The following is a 17,199-nucleotide window of genomic DNA, read 5'->3' as shown; positions in this document are numbered from 1 at the left end:
CCGCCCCTATTGCGCGGTCCAGCCGCCATCAACGGGAATCGAGGTTCCCGTGACGTTATGGGCGACCGGATTGCAGAGCCAGAGCGCGAGTGCGCCGATCTCCGAAGGGTCCGAGGTACGTTGCGAGGGCTGTTTCTCGGAGAGGAGTTCTGCGATCCCGGCATCCCGGTCGCCGCCGTGCGCGGCGGCGCGGGCTTCGATCTGGGGTTCGATGATCGCGGTTTCGGTCCAGCCGGGGCAGATGCAGTTGACGGTCACACCGCCCGCCGCTTTGGTCCCTTGGTTGGCATACTCGAGCGCGGCGACGCGGCTTAGACCGACGAGGCCAAACTTGGCGGCGCAATAGGGGGCTTTTTCCTTGGAGGCGACAAGACCATGCACCGAGGCGATATTGATCACCCGGCCAAAGCCGCGTTCGGCCATGCCGGGCATGGCGGCCTGCATGGTGTGGAACGCCGCCGAAAGGTTGATCGCAAGGATCGCGTCCCATTTCTCGGCAGGCATGTCGGCGAGGGCGGCGGTATGCTGGATACCGGCGTTGTTGACGAGGATGTCGGCCCCGCCCCATGCGGCGATGTCGTCCATCATGCCGGAGATCGCGGCCGGGTCACGCATATCGGCGTCAAAGAAGCGGGTCTCGGGCGCGCCCTTGGCGTCGAGCACGCGGCAGGTGGCGGCGCCCTCTTCGGCGGTGGCAAGGCCATGCACGGCGATCCGCGCGCCCGCACCTGCCAGAGCTTCTGCGATGGCGAGGCCGATGCCTTGGACCGAGCCGGTCACGAGGGCGGTTTTTCCTTTGAGGTCGGTCATTCCTGGTCCTCCAGTTTGCTGCGCAGCTCGGTCTTCAAGACCTTACCGTAGTTGTTCTTGGGCAGTTCCTCCAAGGCGAAATAGGCCTTGGGGCGTTTGAAGCGGGCGATCTGGTCGAGGCAATGGGCGTCAAGCGCGGCGGCGTCCATCTCGCCGTTGCAGACCACGAAGGCGACCACATCCTCGCCCCATTCGGGATGGGGACGGCCAATGACCGAAACCTCGCGCACAGATGGGTGCAGCAGAAGCGCCTCTTCGACTTCGCGGGGGTAGATATTGGTGCCGCCGGAGATGATGACGTCCTTGGAGCGGTCCTTGAGCGTCAGGTAGCCGCCTGCGTCGAGCGTTCCCATGTCGCCGGTCATCAGCCAGCCATCGACCACCGTCTTGGCCGTGGCTTCGGGGTTTTGCCAATAGCCCGCCATGATCGCATCGCCGCGCACCATGATCTCGCCGACCTCACCCGCCGGGAGCGGAGTGCCGTCCGTGTCGCCAATCGCAACCTCGACCACGGATTGCGCGCGGCCCACGGAGGCAAGGCGCGCTTGCCAGTCGGGATGGGTGCGGTCGGCCACTTCTTCGCGCGTGAGCGCAGTGATGCACATGGGGCATTCGCCCTGACCGTAAATCTGTACGAAGATCGGGCCGAAATGGTCGACCGCCTCGACGATATCGGCGACATACATCGGCCCGCCGCCATAAACGATGGTGCGCAGGCCCTCGCCGCTTTCGCCTGTGGCTTTGGCGGTGTCGGTCATGCGTTTGACCATGGTGGGGGCGGCGAACATGTGGACGCGGGCGTGATGGCGCGCGAGGTCGAAAATCTCGGCCTCGTCAAAGCCGCCAGAAACGGGCGTCACATGGCGCGCGCCCTTGAGGACATGCATCAGGTTGTAGATACCCGCACCATGGCTCATCGGGGCGGCGTAGAGGGCGGTGTCCTCGCCCGTGACCTCGTCCACATCCGCGAAATAGCTCAGCGCCATGGCGTGCAGCATGCGGTTGGTGATGGTGACGCCCTTGGGGCGCCCCGTGGTGCCGGAGGTGTAGAAGAGCCAAGAGAGGTCTTCGGGGCCGCGCGGCACGATGGTGTCGAGCGGGGCATGGGCAAGCGCGGCTTCGAAGTCGGTGCCGGTTACGTCATGACAGGGAATGTCGCTCACCGTGATTAGCCCCTCGTGCAGGCCCGGCGAAGTAAAACAGCGCGCTGCGCCCGCATTGTCGAGAATCCATGCGGCTTCGCGCGCGTGAAGTTTGGCATTGATCGGAACGACGGCGGCCCCTGCGGCCCAGACCCCGTATTGCGCGACGAGGTATTGCGGCAGGTTCTTCAGGAATAGACCGACCCGGTCGCCGGGCCCGACGCCCGCAGCCTTGAGCCAGCCCGCGACGGCCATTGCGCGGGCGTAGAACTCGCCATAGGTCGCATCAAGATCGCGTCCGTGGAAAAGCGCCGGGCGTTCGGGCGCAGCTTTGGCCACCCGCTCCAGCCATTGTGCCAGGTTCATGTTGTCCCCTCCTCCTGTGTGGGCCGAGAGTTACCCTTGGGCGGTGCGCGGGGGCAATTCGTAGAAATACTCGGCCCTTGGCCTCCCCCGCGCTTCGGTGCATGGTGCGTGGATGGAGCTTGATGCGATTGCCTTTGATTTCGCGCCCGTGGGGCTTGCCGTGCTGGAGAACCGGATCATCCGGCGCTGTAACACGGCCTTTGGCGAGATGTTCCGGCAAGACCCGAAGGATTGCGAGGGCGTGTCGCTTGGCGAGTTCTATGCCAGCGAGGAGGATTTCCAGACCATTGGTGAACGCGGCCTTGCCGTCATGCGCGAGACCGGGCGCTATCATGACGAGCGCGTCATGCGGCGGCGTGACGGGGCGTTGTTCTGGTGCCGGGTGCGGGGGCAGTCGCTCACGCCGGAGAACCCATTTCAGCGCGGCATCTGGTCCTTTGCGGACCTGTCGGAAGAGCGGCCCATTGTCGAGCTGACCCAGCGCGAGCGGGAAGTGGCGATCCTGACCTGCCGGGGCCTCACGAGCAAGGAGGTCGGGCTTGAGCTTGGCCTCAGCTATCGCACTGTCGAGGAATACCGCGCGCGTCTGTTGCGCAAGTTCGGGGCGCGCAAGCTTGCAGAGCTTGTGGCCAAACTCTCGGGTATGCCGCTCTAGCAAAAACAGGCTTGGACATGAGGCCGAAAAGACCCATGTTAACGTGAACTCCTGCGCTTTTCACCTGCGCGGTTCTGCCATATAAGGCCGACCCAGGGGAAACCAAAAAGACTCAACACGCGCGCATCGAAGCGCTGCAGAGGATCGACACAGATGAGCAAAAAGAACCACGACACCGACGTTGCCTTTATTCAGGCCCTTGCAGAGCTTCTGCGGGAGAACGATCTCACGGAACTCGAAGTGATGCGCGAATATGGCCAGGACGACAGCCTGAACGTGCGCGTGAGCCGTCAGACCCAAGTCGCCGCGAGCGTCGTGGCACAGGCACCCGTGGCCGCCGCACCGGCGGCAGCCCCCGTCGCGGCCCCGGCCGCCGCGCCCGCCGCAGCCGCCCCGGCAGAGGACGACCCGGCCAACCACCCCGGCGCCGTGATCTCGCCGATGGTTGGCACGGTCTACCTTCAGGGCGAGCCGGGCGCGCCGGCCTTCGTCAGCGTCGGTGACAAGGTCTCCGAAGGCGACACGCTTCTGATCGTTGAAGCCATGAAGACCATGAACCACATTCCCGCTCCCAAGGCTGGCACCGTCAAGCGCATCCTCGTGGGCGACGGCGACTCGGTCGAATACGGCGCGCCGCTGGTCATCCTCGAATAAGGGCGTGGCCATGTTTGACAAAATCCTGATCGCCAACCGCGGAGAGATCGCCCTGCGCGTCATCCGTGCGTGCCGCGAAATGGGCATCCAGAGCGTTGCCGTGCACTCGACCGCCGATTCCGACGCCATGCACGTGCGCATGGCCGACGAGAGCGTCTGTATCGGCCCGCCTTCGAGCACCGAGAGCTATCTCAACATGGCATCGGTGATTGCCGCCTGTGAGGTCACCGGCGCGCAAGCGATCCACCCCGGCTATGGCTTTCTGTCGGAGAACGCCAATTTCGTGCAGATCATCGAGGATCACGGCCTGACCTTTATCGGCCCGACCGCGGAACACATCCGCGTCATGGGCGACAAGATCACCGCCAAGGATACGATGAAAGCGCTTGGCGTGCCCTGTGTGCCCGGCTCCGAAGGCGGCGTGCCCGACCTCGATGCGGCGCTTAAGATCGGCGAAGAGTTCGGCTATCCGGTCATCATCAAGGCCACCGCCGGCGGCGGCGGCAAGGGGATGAAGGTCGCCCACACCGCAGAAGAGATGAAATCCGCGTTCCAGACCGCACGTGCGGAAGGCAAGGCGAATTTCGGCAACGACGAAGTCTATATCGAGAAATACCTCACCACGCCGCGCCATATCGAGATTCAGGTCTTTGGGGACGGCAAGGGCAACGCGGTGCATCTTGGCGAGCGGGACTGTTCGCTCCAGCGCCGTCACCAGAAGGTTTTCGAAGAGGCTCCCGGCCCTTGTATCTCGGAAGAGGAACGCGCGCGGATCGGTAAGATCTGTGCCGACGCTGTCGCCAAGATCAACTATATCGGCGCGGGCACAATCGAGTTCCTTTACGAGAATGGCGAGTTCTATTTCATCGAGATGAACACCCGCCTTCAGGTCGAACACCCGGTGACCGAAGCGATCTTTGGCGTCGACCTCGTGCGCGAGCAAATTCGCGTCGCCGAGGGCCTGCCGATGTCGTTCACACAGGACGATCTTGCGATCAATGGCCATGCCATCGAGGTGCGTATCAACGCCGAGCGCCTGCCGAATTTCGCCCCCTGCCCCGGCAGGATCACGCAGTACCACGCCCCAGGCGGGCTTGGCGTGCGCATGGATTCGGCGCTTTATGATGGCTATTCGATCCCGCCCTACTATGACTCGCTCATTGGCAAGCTCATCGTACATGGGCGCGACCGGGCCGAAGCGCTGGCGCGGCTCAACCGGGCGCTTGGCGAGATCATCATCGACGGGATCGATACCACGCTGCCGTTGTTTGCCGCCCTGCTTCAGGAAGACTCGATCCATAGCGGCGAGTACAACATCCATTGGCTCGAACATTGGCTCGAGTCGAACATGGCCGATGGCTGATGAGCGACGGCGCGCCTGAGACGGAGATCACACCGTCTCTTCTCATGCGCGCCTACGCCAGCGGCGTCTTTCCCATGTCCGAACACCGCGACGACCCAGAGATTTTCTGGGTCGATCCGGTGATGCGCGGGGTGATTCCGCTCGACGGCTTCCATATCTCCCGTTCGCTTGCCAAGGCGATCCGTCGCGCCGACTATGAGGTCACGCTCGATGCGGATTTCGAAGGGGTGCTCAGCGCCTGTGCCGACCGGGCAGACACTTGGATCAACGCCCCGATCCACGCCCTCTACACAGAGCTGCATCTCCGCCAACAGGCCCATTCCATCGAGGTGTGGCGCGAAGGACGCCTGATCGGTGGGGTTTATGGTGTCGTGCTTGGGCGCGCCTTTTTCGGGGAAAGCATGTTCTCGCGCGCCCGCGACGCCTCAAAGATCGCGCTGGCCTGGCTTGTCGATCACCTGCGTCGCTGTGGCTATGTGCTTTTCGATACGCAATTCATCACGCCGCATCTCGCCTCGCTTGGGGCGATCGAGATTCCCCGCGCCGCGTATCGCGCGGCACTGGCCGAGGCGCTCGAGGTGGATGCGGATTTCTACTCGGTCTCGCCGGATTCGGCGGCGGGTGTGTTGCAGCGCAGCACCCAAACGTCATAACGCGCGTGGTCCAGCGCCGAGAGCGCCGGGGATGAGGCAATCATCCAGCCTTGGAAGACTGGCGGCTCGGAGGCTTCCTCGCCGCTATAGATCGTCAGAAACGCAAAGGCCTCACCGGCGGCGTTGTCCTCGGGGTGGCGACATTCGGCAAGGTCAACGCGCAGGTCGCCGAACATCACGCTATAGCCGTTGTCCAAGGTGAAATCGACGGTCTTGCCGTTGAGCTTATCAAGGCCGCGCAGCTGGGCGCCGGTGCCGGTCACCACAGGCGTGACCAGTTCCGAAGTCACGCGCCCGAGGTCTTCTTCCAGCGGTGAGAGGGAAAAGACCTCGCGGTCGGGCTGTTCGATGATGACGGGCGGCTCTGTCGGATCGAGCGATTCGACAGTGATCGACTGCGCCGCGAGCGGCGTCGCGAGGACCAGCGGCAAAAGTGACAGGGCGGTCCGGCGGATCACTCGTCGTCCCCGCCAGTCACGAATTTCATCAGCAGGCCGACCAGACTCACCGCGCTTTGCGTGTCCTCGATCTCGGCGCCTTCCTCGAAATTGAAGGGCGACCCCCCCGGCAGGATCTCGACGAAGTTGCCGCCAAGGAGGCCCTCGGAAGAGATCACCACGGCGCTGTCGTCAGGCAGGATGATGCCGTCCTTGATGGTGAATTCGGTATCGGCGCGGAAGGTCTGGGGGTTGAGCGAGATGCCCGTGACCGAGCCGATCTTGACCCCCGCAAGGCGCACATCCGTGCCGACCGTCACCCCCTCGAGCGAGCGGAAGGAGGCCGAGAGCGGATAGCCCGCATTGCCCGACGAGACGCCGGTAAACTGGCTCGCGTAGATGAGAAACCCTGCAGCGACCGCCACAACGGCGGCCCCAACGGTCACTTCTGTGCGGTGGGCAGACATATCGCGCGTGTTCCCTTGGTTATTCCGGCACCCAGGCTTCGTAGTCCCGGCGGTCGGCCGGAGCGCCCTTGCGGATCGACCCGGCGGGCGCATAGGCCATCGCCGTCCCGGTCAGGTTCTCCACATGCGGTTTTTCCCAAGCCTTGTGCGGCAGCGGTTTTTCCGACGGGATCTCGTCAAAGGTGCGGTGCAGCCAGCCATGCCAATCGGCACTGATGCGGCTTGCCTCGGCCTCGCCGTTGAAGATCACCCAGCGCTTGGAATCATCCTTGGTGTGGTAATAGACGTTGCCCTGATCATCTTCGCCGACCTTGATCCCCTTGCGACGGGTAAAAAGACGGGTGTTGAGGGTCGCCCCGTTCCACCAGGTGAAGATGCCGTTGATCGTGCTCAGAATGCCCATGTTCGTCTCCGATGGTCTGCACCCGATATGCCGCAAATTGGATCGGAGGTCCAGTCAGTAGACCACCCGGACAGCACCTTCCCGCCTTGCACCGCGCGACATCAGCCCGCGGTGGCGGATTCCTTGTCGGCCTCGGCATGGATCATCAGCGGCGCGGCCTCCGAGGTCACGGCCTCTTCGTTCACAACCACTTCCTTGACGCTCTCCATCGCGGGCAGTTCGAACATGGTGTCGAGAAGGATATCCTCGAGGATCGACCGCAGGCCACGGGCGCCTGTCTTGCGCTGAATGGCGCGCTTGGCGATCGCCTTGAGCGCATCATCGGTAAAGGTCAGGGCCGCATCTTCAAGCTCGAACAGGCGTTGATACTGCTTCACAAGCGCGTTCTTCGGCTCGGTCAGGATCGTCACAAGCGCATCCTCGTCGAGATCCTCGAGCGTCGCCAGAACCGGCAGACGACCGACAAATTCCGGGATCAGGCCGAATTTCAAAAGATCTTCCGGCTCGAGCTCTTTGAAGAGTTCGCCCACACCGCGATCGTCATTGTCGCGCACATCGGCGCCAAAGCCCATGGCCGAGCCCTTGCCACGCTGCGCGATGATCTTGTCGAGACCGGCAAAGGCCCCGCCACAGATGAAGAGGATGTTGGTGGTGTCGACCTGAAGGAATTCCTGCTGCGGATGCTTGCGTCCGCCCTGCGGCGGCACGGAGGCGACGGTGCCCTCCATGAGCTTCAAGAGCGCCTGCTGCACCCCCTCGCCCGAGACATCGCGGGTGATCGAGGGGTTTTCTGACTTCCGGGTGATCTTGTCGACCTCGTCGATATAGACGATGCCGCGCTGTGCGCGCTCGACGTTATATTCCGACGCCTGCAACAGCTTGAGAATGATGTTCTCCACATCCTCGCCGACATAGCCCGCCTCGGTGAGCGTCGTGGCGTCGGCCATGGTAAAGGGCACATCGAGGATGCGCGCCAGCGTCTGCGCCAGCAGCGTCTTACCACAGCCCGTCGGACCGATCAGAAGGATGTTCGATTTCGAAAGCTCGATATCGCCACTCTTTTGCGCGTGGTTGAGACGCTTGTAATGGTTGTGCACCGCGACCGAGAGCACACGCTTGGCCATCGCCTGACCGATCACGTAATCGTCGAGCACATCGCAGATCTCCTGCGGCGTCGGCACGCCTTCAGAGGCCTTGAGGCCGCTCGACTTGGTCTCTTCGCGGATAATGTCCATGCAAAGTTCAACGCATTCATCACAGATGAACACAGTCGGCCCGGCAATCAGTTTGCGTACCTCGTGCTGGCTCTTGCCGCAGAAGCTGCAATAGAGGGTGTTCTTGCTGTCACCGGAGTTGTTCGACATGTCCTACCTTTCGGTCCCCCGCGAAAAATGCCGGGGGCAATCTGCGTCGCGTCTTCGTCTCACCCAAGTCTAAGGCAGCTTGAAACGGGCCACAATGGGCGAATTTAGCGCCCCTCGAACGGCTGTCCAAGGGGCGCAAACCCTTACGCCTCGTCGTCGCCCTTGGCGCGCGACTCGACGATTTCGTCAATAAGACCCCAATCTTTGGCGTCTTCGGGGCTCATGAAGTTGTCCCGTTCGAGCGCGGCTTCCACGGCCTTGAGCTTCTGGCCCGTGTGGCGCACGTAAATCTCGTTCAGGCGTTTCTTGAGCTTCAGGGTTTCCTCGGCGTGGATCATGATATCCGTCGCCTGACCCTGATAGCCGCCCGAGGGCTGGTGCACCATGATCCGGCTATTGGGGAGCGAAAAGCGCATCCCCGGCGCGCCTGCCGTCAGCAGAAGCGAGCCCATCGACGCCGCCTGCCCGATCACAAGGGTCGAGACCTTGGGGCGGATATACTGCATCGTGTCATAGATCGAGAGACCAGACGTCACCACACCACCGGGCGAGTTGATATACATCGAAATTTCTTTCGACGGGTTCTCGGCCTCGAGGTGCAGAAGCTGCGCCACGATCAGGCTCGACATGCCGTCATGGACGGGGCCGTTGACGAAGATGATCCGCTCCTTGAGCAGGCGCGAGAAAATGTCATACGCGCGCTCGCCGCGGCTTGTTTGCTCGACCACCATGGGCACGAGGGTGTTCATATATGTCTCGAAAGGGTCTGTCATATCCGCCTGCCTGTTGTTCGCGTGCATCGCTTCGGCCAAAGCCTAATACAAGAGTCTTAGTGCTGCCCCGAGGGGGCTGCAAGAGCACCCCGTAAAATTCGCCGCATCCCCCGGCTTCCCCTTTGTGAAAATACTCCGGGGGTGAGCGATGGTTTTGCCTCGCAAAAGCATCGCGAGGGGGCCGCGCCCCCTGCTCCGCGCCTGACAAGGCGCTCCCCCTGCGCGCGCCCTGCGGGCGCGCTCCACCCAGCAACAGGAAGGGCCAGCAACAAGAAGGGCGCCACAAAGGGCGCCCTTCCGGTGTGAGGTGTCGGCCGTGAGATCAGCCGAACATGTCGGTGGTGATACCCGCATACCAGCCGACGCTCTCCTCGAAGGTGCGCTGGCGCAGGTCCGCGTCCTCACCCACCTTGGAGATGAAGCCATCGACCTTGGCGATCTTCTCGTCGGTCGCCTGATAGGAGGCCCCGACCTTCACGCCATCGTTGGAGTCGATGAGCGACCAGCATGTGTTGGTGAACTTCGCCGGGAAGACCTTGGACCCGGTGAGCGCACCGCGCACCGCCATCGCCGCAACCTTGGCTTGGCTGTTGGCCGAGAAACCCGACTTTGGCATGTCGCCCTGGTTGGTGGCGTCGCCGAGCACGTGGATGTTCTCGTCAACGCGGCTCTGCATGGTGTGGCCGCTCACAGGCGCCCAGTTGCCTTCGGTGATGCCCGCCATTTCGCAAATCCGGCCCGCTTTCATCGCCGGGATGACGTTGCAAACATCGACCTTGGTCACTTCGCCATCGATCGAGAGCGTCATCTCGTCGGCGTTGACCTCGACATTGCCGCCGCCGAAATCCGGGCCGAGCCATTCGATCATGCCATCGTAGTGCCTGCTCCAGCCATCCTGGAACAGCGCCATCTTGGAGAATTTCGGCTTGGGGTCGGCGATGATGATCTTCGCGGTCGGGTTCTTCTCTTTCAGCACATGCGCCACCATCGAAATCCGCTCATACGGCCCCGGCGGGCAACGGAACGGGTTCGGCGGGGCGACCATGGCATAGGTGCCGCCCTGCGGCATGGATTCGATCTGCCGCTTGAGCAGTTCGGATTGCGACCCGGCCTTATAGGCATGGGGCATCTTGTTCTGCTTGCTCACGTCCCAGCCCGGCACGGCACCATCGACGAAATCAATACCCGGCGACAGGATCAGCCGATCATACGGCAGCTTGGCCCCACCTGCGAGGCTCACCGTCTTGGCATCGCGATCGACGCCCACGGCCCAGTCATGCACAACGTTGATGCCATATTCGGCCGCCAGCGTGCCATAGGTATGGGCAATCGACTCCAGCGAACGGAAACCGCCCATGTAGAGGTTGGAGAAGAAACAGGTGTAATAGGTGCGGGTCGGCTCGACGAGGGTCACGTCGATCTCGCCCTTGCTATCCTTCGCGATATAGCGTGCCGCGGTGGCCCCGCCTGCCCCGCCGCCGATCACGACGACGCGCGGCTTGCCGGACGACATGCCCCAGACCTGCGGCGCGGAGAGCGATGCGGCGGTCGTGGCTGCGGCCACACCAAGGAATTTCCGTCTGTTCAAAGTCATTCTGGTCTCCTCCCTATGGAACGCCCGGGTTATTCGAGCGTTTCGAAATATGCAGCGAGCGCCGCAATCTCTTCGTCCGAAAGCCGGCTGGCCATCATCTGCATGACCGGGTGCGGACGTAATTTCTGTTTGTAGGCGTGCATGGCGATGACGAAATCTTCCTGCGGCCATTGAATAATCGAGGGAATCCCCTGGTCCGAGCCGTCGCGCTGGTGACAGGTCGTGCATTCGCTCGACAGATACTCACCATAGGCCGGATCGCCCTCCATCGCGAGCACTTCGGGATCGAGGTGGGGATAGTTCGGCTCGGCGGTCGGTTCGGCCTCGGGAATGTTGGCCGGGTTGTCCGACTTCGAGCGCAGAAAGGCGAGAAGATCGGCCCGGTCGCCATCGTCCTTGAGGCCGCGGTAGCTCATCCGCGTGCCAGAAACGAGCGCCTTGGGGTTGTGAATATATGCGTCGAGCGTCTCGAGCCGCCAGACAAGGCCATCCTTGCCCGCCCGCGCCATCGACTTGGAATACCGAAAATCCTCGACCGAGGCGGCGCGGCGGCCGAAAATGCCATTCAACTGCGGGCCGATGCGGTTTTCCGCACCGGCGCCAATCTGGTGGCAGCCTTTGCATTGGTTCCAGAGCTTGGCCCCTTTGTCAGGGTCGCCGATCTCTTCGGCACGGGCCGAAAGGGCCAATCCCAGCGCGCAAATCGCAGAAAGTAAAATTGTCTTTTTCATAGCTTCCAAGCCTGCGCCATTTCCCCGACTCGATCAACATATTTTGCACGGATTTCGGGCAAAAAATGCGGAAATTCGCATACTTTCTGCGCGCCGTGAAAACTCTTTTTTACCAATAGGTTAATCTTTTCTCCCAGATGCGAAATCACGCCCATGTGATGCTGCGGCGCGGCGCGGCGGCGGTGGGTCCAAAACGCAAAAAGCAGCCCCCGCAGAGGCTGCTTTTCAAAGCTGTCTTCCGGCCCGTTTTCGGGCCAAGGCGAAGATTACTCTTCGTCCTCCGGCGTCACGTCGAGCACGGCGGCGCGCATGGTGATTTCGACCTTGTCCTTGCAGTTCTCCATGCAGGGTTCGTCGGTCCAGAAATGCGCTTCCGAAGTTTCGCGATCGTCAACGATAAAGCCACCAGCGTTCGGCATCTCCACGTCGAGGAAGGTCTCTTTCGAGAGCTCGAACTCATCATCGATGAGGTCGTTCGAGTAGAGGATGTAGGCCACGATCGCATAGACCTCGTCATTGGTCAGCGTCTGGGCCGAGCCGAAGGGCATCGAGCGGCGCACATAGTCGAAGGTCGTCGAGAGATACGGCCAGTAGGAGCCCACGGTCTTCAGCGGGTCATCATGGTTCAGCGTATCCATACCACCGGCCAGCTTCGGCCAGTTGTCGACACCCTCGGCAAAGTCGCCGTGGCAGGCGGCGCAATAGTCGGCGAAGATTTCCTCGCCGTCATAGGCATTGCCCGACCCTTCGGGAAGGCCGGTGCCGTCGGGTGCCACGTCGAGATCCCACGCGGCGATCTCTTCCTCGAGCGCCGGGCGGCCAAGGCCGTATTCCCCTGCGATCACGGGCGCGGCGATCAGGCTCGATGCCAGTGCTGTTCCGGCTACGAGATTAAGAAACTTCGACATTCTCTGCCTCCCCGTTCGATTTGACCCACCAGGTCTGGATACAGTTGTTGTGATAGATCGAGTTCAGGCCACGCACTTCGCGAAGCTGGGCCTTGGTCGGCTGGATATAGCCGCTCGAGTCCCGCGCACGCGACTGGAGGAACATCTCTTCACCGTTCCAGTTGATGTCGAGATAGAAGCGGGTCAGGGCCTTGTCGGTCCCCGGTGCGCCGAGGCGTGCTTCTTGCCAGGTCATGCCACCGTCAAGCGACACGTCCACGCCGGTGATCGCGCCACGGCCCGACCATGCGAGGCCGGTGACGACCAGCGGGCCTTTGCCGTGCTTGATCGGCGATTGCGGGCTGGGCGAAGTGACGACCGATTTGGCGTCCATGACCCAAGTCCATTTGCGCGAGGTGCCGTCTTCGAGCGTGTCGGTGTATTTCGACGTCTCTTCGCGGCTCTCGATGGGCATGTCGGTGACTTCGATGCGACGCAGCCACTTGACCCACATGTTGCCTTCCCAACCCGGCACCACGAGGCGCACCGGATAGCCATGCTCCATGCGCAGCGCTTCGCCGTTGGCCTTGAACGCGACGAGCACGTCATCGAGCGCCTTTTCCATCGGGATCGAGCGACCGTTCGAGGAGGCGTCCGCGCCTTCGACATAGACCCATTTGTCCTTGAGCTCGCCCGCGGCATCGAGGCCTGCTTCTTCGAGCAGGGTGCGCAGGGACACGCCGGAATATTCCATGTTGTGGATCATGCCGTGGGTGAACTGGGCACCGTTAAGCTGTGCACCCGCCCATTCCATGCCGGTGTTGGCGGCACATTCACAGAAATACACGTGGTTCTCGCGCGGGAAGCGTTCGAGATCTTCGTAGGTGAAGACCAGCGGCGTATCGACAAGGCCGTTGATCATCAGGCGGTAGTCTTCCTTGCGCAGCTCAATCGCGCCCGAGTGGTGGCGTTCAAACGCACAGCCCTGCGGGGTGATCGTGCCGTCCAGCGCGTGGATCGGGGTAAAGTTGATCGACGAGATCGTGTCTGCGGTCAGCCATTCCACGTTCCGGCGCACCACGTCCGATTCGAACTCGATCGGAAGACCGTAGGGGGTCGCATCCACACCGTCGCCGGTATAGGACGCCCAATCCTGGACCTCGGTGATCAGCGGATCGGCCTCGGCCTTGGCCACGCTGGCGCTGGCAAGGGTGCCACCGGCCGCGACAGCGCCCTTGAGGAACGCGCGGCGCGAGGGCTTGCCTTTGAAGCTCATTGTCATCTGGCTATGCCTCCTTTTCATCCAATTGCCCGGCTGACGAAATAGTCAGCCGGATGTGTCAATCTGTGGTGCCGGATCAGACCCCGGTCACCTTCACGTTTTCATGCGGTTCGACGTGAACCGTGCCCTTCTTGCGGATGTGGCTCTCCACCACATCCCAGATCTGCGGTCCTTCGGTGCCTTCGTTGACCGAGGCCCAGCCCGCGACCTGATATGTTTTCGAGGGGTCGATCGCCTCGCCGGTCTTGAGCAGCGTCATCTCGGAGATGCGCGAGCCCTGCGGCTTGGAAACGTCGATCTTGTAGCCCATGCCACCGATCCGAACCATGTCGCCGCCCTGCTGGTAATAGGGGTCGACGTTGAACAGGTTGTCGGCCACGTCTTCCATGATCACGTGAATGAATTCACCTGTCATTTCAGTGCGATAGGCCTCGCCATAGGTCATCGAGGTCACGTTCCAGATATCCTCGCGGGTGATGTCCTGACCCGGCAGGATCGACGGCCCCCAGCGCACGCCGGGCGACATGGAGATGTCGGCCTCGCGCTCTTCGATGAGCGCCTGGCAAATCAGGTCGTCCCAGGTGCCGTTGAAGTTGCCGCGACGATAGAGAAGCGAGTCGGTTTGGCCGATCACTTCGGTCAGTTGATCGAGATAGGGCGCGCGCTGTTCCTCGATGACCTTGGTGACAACCGGGTCTGGCGTGATCACGTCCGAGAAGATCGGGATCAGCTTGTGACGGAAGCCCATCATCTTGCCATTCTGGATGTCGAGGTCGACGCGGGAGACGAACTTGCCGTTCGAGCCGGAGGCGACAACGATGGTTTCACCAACGAGGACCGGTTCCGGCAGGGCGTCGTGGGTGTGCCCGGAGAGGATCACGTCGATGCCCTTGACGCGGCCCGCCATCTTCTTGTCCACGTCGAACCCGTTATGCGACAGCACGACGACGCATTCTGCGCCCTTGGCGCGAACTTCGTCGACCATCTGCTGCATATGCTCGTCGCGAATCCCGAAGGAGTATTCCGGGAACATCCAGCCGGGGTTGGCGATCGGCATATAGGGGAAGGCCTGACCGATGACGGCGATGTTGACGCCACCGCGCTCGAAGAACTTGTAGGGAGGGAACAGTTCTGCGGGCTCGTCCCATTCGGCGTCAAAGATGTTCTGGCCGAGGGCTGCGAAAGGCAGACCTTCGACGATCTCGTTCACACGCTCGGAGCCGAGGGTGAATTCCCAGTGGAAGGTCATCGCGTCAGGCTTCAGCGCGTTCATCACGTTGACCATGTCCTGCCCCTGCGTCTGATAGCAGGTGTAGGAGCCGTGCCACGTATCGCCACCGTCGAGCAGGAGCGCATCGGGGCGGTCCGCGCGGATCGCGTTGATCACAGTCGACACCCGATCCATGCCACCGACGCGGCCATAGGCCTGCGCCAGCGAGGTGAAGTCGTTATAGGTCAGGGCGTAATGCGACATCGAACCATCTTCGATGCCATACATCTTGCGGAAATCTGCACCGGTCACGTGCGGCACCTGCCCGCGGGCATCGCCAACGCCAAGGTTGATCTCGGGCTCGCGGAAATAGATCGGCATCAGCTGGGCGTGGATGTCGGTCACGTGGATGAGCGAGACATTCCCGTAGGTGTCAAACTGAAGCAGGTCATCCTGAGTGAGCGTTTGCTGCGCTGCAAGACGGGCCCAGTTGCCAAAGCCGGACGCACCGACCATGGCCGAAGCCGCCATAGAGACCTGAAGAAAATCGCGACGAGAGATCATAGACGAGGCGCCTTTCAATCTGTTGCTCACACAGCTTATATTCGCATGTGTGAATTCATTACATGTAACAAAGGCCCGCCCCGTTTTACGCTCGGGAGCGGGCCTTTGCGGTGTTAGTTGCGGACCGAGGGCCCTTCGACCGAGAGGCCGTTGCCGCGCGAGGCGACATAAAGCTCAAGCGCGACGAACTCGTCCGAACCCGGCTTGTAGGTCTCGGCGCGGGTATCGCGCACGCAGCCCTTGAAGCGACCGTGGGCCGTGGTGAGTTTCGCGTTCTTCAGACGATACACCGGGAAGCCGTTGATCTGGCCCTGGCTGAGATGGTCCGAGCGAATGTGGTTGCCATAGTTTTCTTCGTGGCAGGACGCGCAGGACAGGTCGAGCTGACCAGTGCGGGTATAGTAGAGCTCTTTGCCCCACTCCCAGGTCGCTTCGGCCGGGCCGTCGATCGCCACGTTGACCGGCATGCCGCGCGACTGCACGGAGATCAGAGCCTCCATACGGGCCATTTGTGCGCCGGATTTCTTCCAGGCTTCTGCGCCCATACCGTCGGTGAGGCAGTCGTTGATCTGCATCTCCATGGTGTAGACTTTCTCCTTGCTGTCATTCCATTTCGGATAGACAGCGCGGACGCCTTTCATGCTTTCTTCGACGTCACCGTGGCAGGACGCGCAGGACTTGCCCTTGGTGCCCATCTCGGTGTTCCAGTCATCCATCGCCTGTTCGACGAAGATCATGCCGGGGTTGTCGAAATCATCTGCCTGCATCACCTGGGTCTCATCCGAGCGGAAGTGCCAGCCCGACATGATGGTGTCCAGTGCGTCCGACAGGTGTGCCGGCGCGGCGGTCTTGGTGACCATTTCTGTCTCGCCATTGAGGACGAGCGTGTCGTCGTCCGGATCCGCCAGCGCCAACGCCGGCAGCGAGATCACAAGTGCGGCAATCGCAGTTGTTGCCTTGAATTTCATCGCATTTCCTCCCTTGGAACCGCCCTGCCCCTCTCGTGGGGGCAGGACAGATGTGCCTTGGTCTAGCGGCCAGATTTAGCCGATAGCGACAGCTTTGGTTTCGTCGTACACGTCGCCATCGTCGTCATACCACGTGAACTTGAGCTCACCCGCTTCCGGGATCGTCGCTTCAAATTCGAAATACGGGTTGGTCGAGATCGCGGGCTCAAGGGTCACGTCGATCACGTTCTTACCGTTAAAATCGCAGGTAAAACGGTTGATGATCGAACGCGGGATGAGGTTGCCCTCTTTGTCCTTGCGCTGACCCGATTCCATCTTGTGAGAGATGAGGGTCTTGATGGTCACAACTTCGCCGGCTTCTGCCTTCTTCGGAGCTTTGACGCGGGGTTTCACACCAGATGCCATGTTCCTATTCTCCTCTGATTAGCCGCCGCAGCCGCCGATGGTGACTTTGACGGTCGACGATGCCTTTGCGAACGAGCCGTCCGCCATCTTGGCAATGGCAACCACGTCCTGGGTGCCGGCAAGACGGATACGGGTCGATGCCATCTGCGAGCCAGCCAGCTCGCCGAAGTTGAAGGTCGCAACGCCCGGGGTCGGGTTGCCCGTTGCGAGCAGCAGGATCGACACGGCGCCCTCTGCGTCGACGCTGATCGGAACGGTGTTGCCGTTCTCAGCGATTTCCGGGGCGGTCAGGTCGACGCCGCCATCGGCCACGTCCGCACCGCCGGTGAATGCTGCGATCGCCTCGTCAGCGGCAGCGTGCACGCGGAAGGGAAGAACGGTCAGCGCCGCCGCCCCTGCACCGAGTGCCAGAGTTTCACGTCTCGTGAAGTCCATCTGATTCTCCTTGGGATTAAGGTTGTTTGTCTCTCG

General features: G+C 61.9%; 18 protein-coding genes and 1 pseudogene. 4 read left to right on the top strand and 15 right to left on the bottom strand.

What is annotated here, in order from left to right:
* Nucleotides 1-6: 6 nt before the first annotated feature.
* Both R1W01_RS03030 and R1W01_RS03025 read right to left on the bottom strand, forming a co-directional pair.
* Nucleotides 7-810, bottom strand: coding sequence for a 3-hydroxybutyrate dehydrogenase (locus R1W01_RS03030; protein ID WP_297756361.1), 804 nt, complete (start codon nucleotides 808-810; stop codon nucleotides 7-9).
* Nucleotides 807-2,318 (bottom strand): class I adenylate-forming enzyme family protein, encoded by a 1,512-nt coding sequence (locus R1W01_RS03025; protein WP_297756362.1) that lies wholly within the window; start codon nucleotides 2,316-2,318, stop codon nucleotides 807-809. The genes R1W01_RS03030 and R1W01_RS03025 overlap by 4 nt, the downstream gene beginning before the upstream one ends.
* A 112-nt stretch (nucleotides 2,319-2,430) precedes the next feature.
* On the opposite strand from R1W01_RS03025, the gene R1W01_RS03020 reads away from it, so the two are divergent.
* The 4 genes from R1W01_RS03020 (at nucleotide 2,431) to aat (ending at nucleotide 5,643) form a co-directional block, all read left to right on the top strand.
* A complete protein-coding gene (locus R1W01_RS03020) occupies nucleotides 2,431-2,973 on the top strand; it encodes a helix-turn-helix domain-containing protein (RefSeq protein ID WP_243613098.1) in 543 nt (180 codons plus the stop codon).
* 153 nt (nucleotides 2,974-3,126) lie between these two features.
* The gene (gene accB, locus R1W01_RS03015) at nucleotides 3,127-3,627 is read left to right on the top strand and encodes an acetyl-CoA carboxylase biotin carboxyl carrier protein (RefSeq protein WP_243613099.1); all 501 of its coding nucleotides are present in this window, start codon (nucleotides 3,127-3,129) and stop codon (nucleotides 3,625-3,627) included.
* Nucleotides 3,628-3,637: 10 nt separating this feature from the next.
* Nucleotides 3,638-4,990, top strand: coding sequence for an acetyl-CoA carboxylase biotin carboxylase subunit (accC, locus tag R1W01_RS03010; protein ID WP_243613100.1), 1,353 nt, complete (start codon nucleotides 3,638-3,640; stop codon nucleotides 4,988-4,990).
* Entirely contained in the window at nucleotides 4,990-5,643 is a 654-nt protein-coding gene (gene aat / locus R1W01_RS03005; protein WP_297757808.1) for a leucyl/phenylalanyl-tRNA--protein transferase, read from the top strand. Before accC ends, aat begins: the two co-directional genes overlap by 1 nt.
* On the opposite strand, the gene R1W01_RS03000 is transcribed toward aat, so the two are convergent.
* The 13 genes and pseudogenes from R1W01_RS03000 to soxY all read right to left on the bottom strand — a co-directional run bounded on the left by R1W01_RS03000 (nucleotide 5,583) and on the right by soxY (nucleotide 17,163).
* The gene (locus tag R1W01_RS03000) at nucleotides 5,583-6,101 is read right to left on the bottom strand and encodes a DUF2155 domain-containing protein (protein WP_297757805.1); all 519 of its coding nucleotides are present in this window, start codon (nucleotides 6,099-6,101) and stop codon (nucleotides 5,583-5,585) included. The two genes, aat and R1W01_RS03000, sit on opposite strands and share 61 nt — an antisense overlap.
* Nucleotides 6,098-6,547 (bottom strand): outer membrane lipid asymmetry maintenance protein MlaD, encoded by a 450-nt coding sequence (gene mlaD / locus R1W01_RS02995; protein WP_243613103.1) that lies wholly within the window; start codon nucleotides 6,545-6,547, stop codon nucleotides 6,098-6,100. Before mlaD ends, R1W01_RS03000 begins: the two co-directional genes overlap by 4 nt.
* Before the next feature lie 19 nt (nucleotides 6,548-6,566).
* On the bottom strand, nucleotides 6,567-6,950 hold the full coding sequence (locus R1W01_RS02990; RefSeq protein WP_243613104.1) for an NADH:ubiquinone oxidoreductase subunit NDUFA12: 384 nt from the start codon (nucleotides 6,948-6,950) through the stop codon (nucleotides 6,567-6,569).
* A gap of 101 nt (nucleotides 6,951-7,051) precedes the next feature.
* Complete coding sequence (gene clpX / locus R1W01_RS02985; RefSeq protein ID WP_243613105.1) at nucleotides 7,052-8,314, bottom strand: ATP-dependent Clp protease ATP-binding subunit ClpX; 1,263 nt, start codon at nucleotides 8,312-8,314, stop codon at nucleotides 7,052-7,054.
* 143 nt (nucleotides 8,315-8,457) lie between these two features.
* Nucleotides 8,458-9,087: an ATP-dependent Clp protease proteolytic subunit gene (locus R1W01_RS02980; protein WP_243613106.1), complete on the bottom strand. Its 630-nt coding sequence runs from the start codon at nucleotides 9,085-9,087 to the stop codon at nucleotides 8,458-8,460.
* Nucleotides 9,088-9,409: 322 nt separating this feature from the next.
* Nucleotides 9,410-10,681 (bottom strand): NAD(P)/FAD-dependent oxidoreductase, encoded by a 1,272-nt coding sequence (locus tag R1W01_RS02975; RefSeq protein ID WP_243613107.1) that lies wholly within the window; start codon nucleotides 10,679-10,681, stop codon nucleotides 9,410-9,412.
* Between the two features lie 29 nt (nucleotides 10,682-10,710).
* Nucleotides 10,711-11,412, bottom strand: coding sequence for a c-type cytochrome (locus tag R1W01_RS02970; protein WP_243613108.1), 702 nt, complete (start codon nucleotides 11,410-11,412; stop codon nucleotides 10,711-10,713).
* A gap of 272 nt (nucleotides 11,413-11,684) precedes the next feature.
* Nucleotides 11,685-12,320: pseudogene (locus R1W01_RS02965) on the bottom strand (c-type cytochrome); the annotation flags it as partial.
* Entirely contained in the window at nucleotides 12,304-13,581 is a 1,278-nt protein-coding gene (gene soxC, locus R1W01_RS02960) for a sulfite dehydrogenase (protein WP_411028137.1), read from the bottom strand. The gene soxC and the pseudogene R1W01_RS02965, both read right to left, overlap by 17 nt.
* A gap of 76 nt (nucleotides 13,582-13,657) precedes the next feature.
* Entirely contained in the window at nucleotides 13,658-15,355 is a 1,698-nt protein-coding gene (soxB, locus tag R1W01_RS02955; RefSeq protein ID WP_297757786.1) for a thiosulfohydrolase SoxB, read from the bottom strand.
* 113 nt (nucleotides 15,356-15,468) lie between these two features.
* The gene (soxA, locus tag R1W01_RS02950) at nucleotides 15,469-16,323 is read right to left on the bottom strand and encodes a sulfur oxidation c-type cytochrome SoxA (RefSeq protein ID WP_243613110.1); all 855 of its coding nucleotides are present in this window, start codon (nucleotides 16,321-16,323) and stop codon (nucleotides 15,469-15,471) included.
* A 75-nt stretch (nucleotides 16,324-16,398) separates the two neighbouring features.
* Entirely contained in the window at nucleotides 16,399-16,728 is a 330-nt protein-coding gene (soxZ, locus tag R1W01_RS02945) for a thiosulfate oxidation carrier complex protein SoxZ (RefSeq protein ID WP_243613111.1), read from the bottom strand.
* 18 nt (nucleotides 16,729-16,746) lie between these two features.
* On the bottom strand, nucleotides 16,747-17,163 hold the full coding sequence (gene soxY, locus R1W01_RS02940; protein WP_243613112.1) for a thiosulfate oxidation carrier protein SoxY: 417 nt from the start codon (nucleotides 17,161-17,163) through the stop codon (nucleotides 16,747-16,749).
* Nucleotides 17,164-17,199 lie beyond the last annotated feature (36 nt).

Source organism: Shimia sp. FJ5 (assembly GCF_032918335.1).
Lineage (GTDB): Bacteria > Pseudomonadota > Alphaproteobacteria > Rhodobacterales > Rhodobacteraceae > Shimia > Shimia aestuarii_A.
The sequence above is the reverse complement of the archived record's forward strand: the minus strand, read 5'-3'. Positions and strand labels throughout refer to the sequence as shown.

Excerpts from the sequence above, each read along its gene's own strand:
- R1W01_RS03030 (WP_297756361.1), bottom strand. The coding sequence starts at position 810 with ATGACCGACCTCAAAGGAAAAACCGCCCTCGTGACCGGCTCGGTCCAA.
- R1W01_RS03025 (WP_297756362.1), bottom strand. The coding sequence starts at position 2,318 with ATGAACCTGGCACAATGGCTGGAGCGGGTGGCCAAAGCTGCGCCCGAA.
- R1W01_RS03020 (WP_243613098.1), top strand. The coding sequence starts at position 2,431 with ATGGAGCTTGATGCGATTGCCTTTGATTTCGCGCCCGTGGGGCTTGCC.
- accB (WP_243613099.1), top strand. The coding sequence starts at position 3,127 with ATGAGCAAAAAGAACCACGACACCGACGTTGCCTTTATTCAGGCCCTT.
- accC (WP_243613100.1), top strand. The coding sequence starts at position 3,638 with ATGTTTGACAAAATCCTGATCGCCAACCGCGGAGAGATCGCCCTGCGC.
- aat (WP_297757808.1), top strand. The coding sequence starts at position 4,990 with ATGAGCGACGGCGCGCCTGAGACGGAGATCACACCGTCTCTTCTCATG.
- mlaD (WP_243613103.1), bottom strand. The coding sequence starts at position 6,547 with ATGTCTGCCCACCGCACAGAAGTGACCGTTGGGGCCGCCGTTGTGGCG.
- R1W01_RS02990 (WP_243613104.1), bottom strand. The coding sequence starts at position 6,950 with ATGGGCATTCTGAGCACGATCAACGGCATCTTCACCTGGTGGAACGGG.
- clpX (WP_243613105.1), bottom strand. The coding sequence starts at position 8,314 with ATGTCGAACAACTCCGGTGACAGCAAGAACACCCTCTATTGCAGCTTC.
- R1W01_RS02980 (WP_243613106.1), bottom strand. The coding sequence starts at position 9,087 with ATGACAGACCCTTTCGAGACATATATGAACACCCTCGTGCCCATGGTG.
- R1W01_RS02975 (WP_243613107.1), bottom strand. The coding sequence starts at position 10,681 with ATGACTTTGAACAGACGGAAATTCCTTGGTGTGGCCGCAGCCACGACC.
- R1W01_RS02970 (WP_243613108.1), bottom strand. The coding sequence starts at position 11,412 with ATGAAAAAGACAATTTTACTTTCTGCGATTTGCGCGCTGGGATTGGCC.
- soxC (WP_411028137.1), bottom strand. The coding sequence starts at position 13,581 with ATGACAATGAGCTTCAAAGGCAAGCCCTCGCGCCGCGCGTTCCTCAAG.
- soxB (WP_297757786.1), bottom strand. The coding sequence starts at position 15,355 with ATGATCTCTCGTCGCGATTTTCTTCAGGTCTCTATGGCGGCTTCGGCC.
- soxA (WP_243613110.1), bottom strand. The coding sequence starts at position 16,323 with ATGAAATTCAAGGCAACAACTGCGATTGCCGCACTTGTGATCTCGCTG.
- soxZ (WP_243613111.1), bottom strand. The coding sequence starts at position 16,728 with ATGGCATCTGGTGTGAAACCCCGCGTCAAAGCTCCGAAGAAGGCAGAA.
- soxY (WP_243613112.1), bottom strand. The coding sequence starts at position 17,163 with ATGGACTTCACGAGACGTGAAACTCTGGCACTCGGTGCAGGGGCGGCG.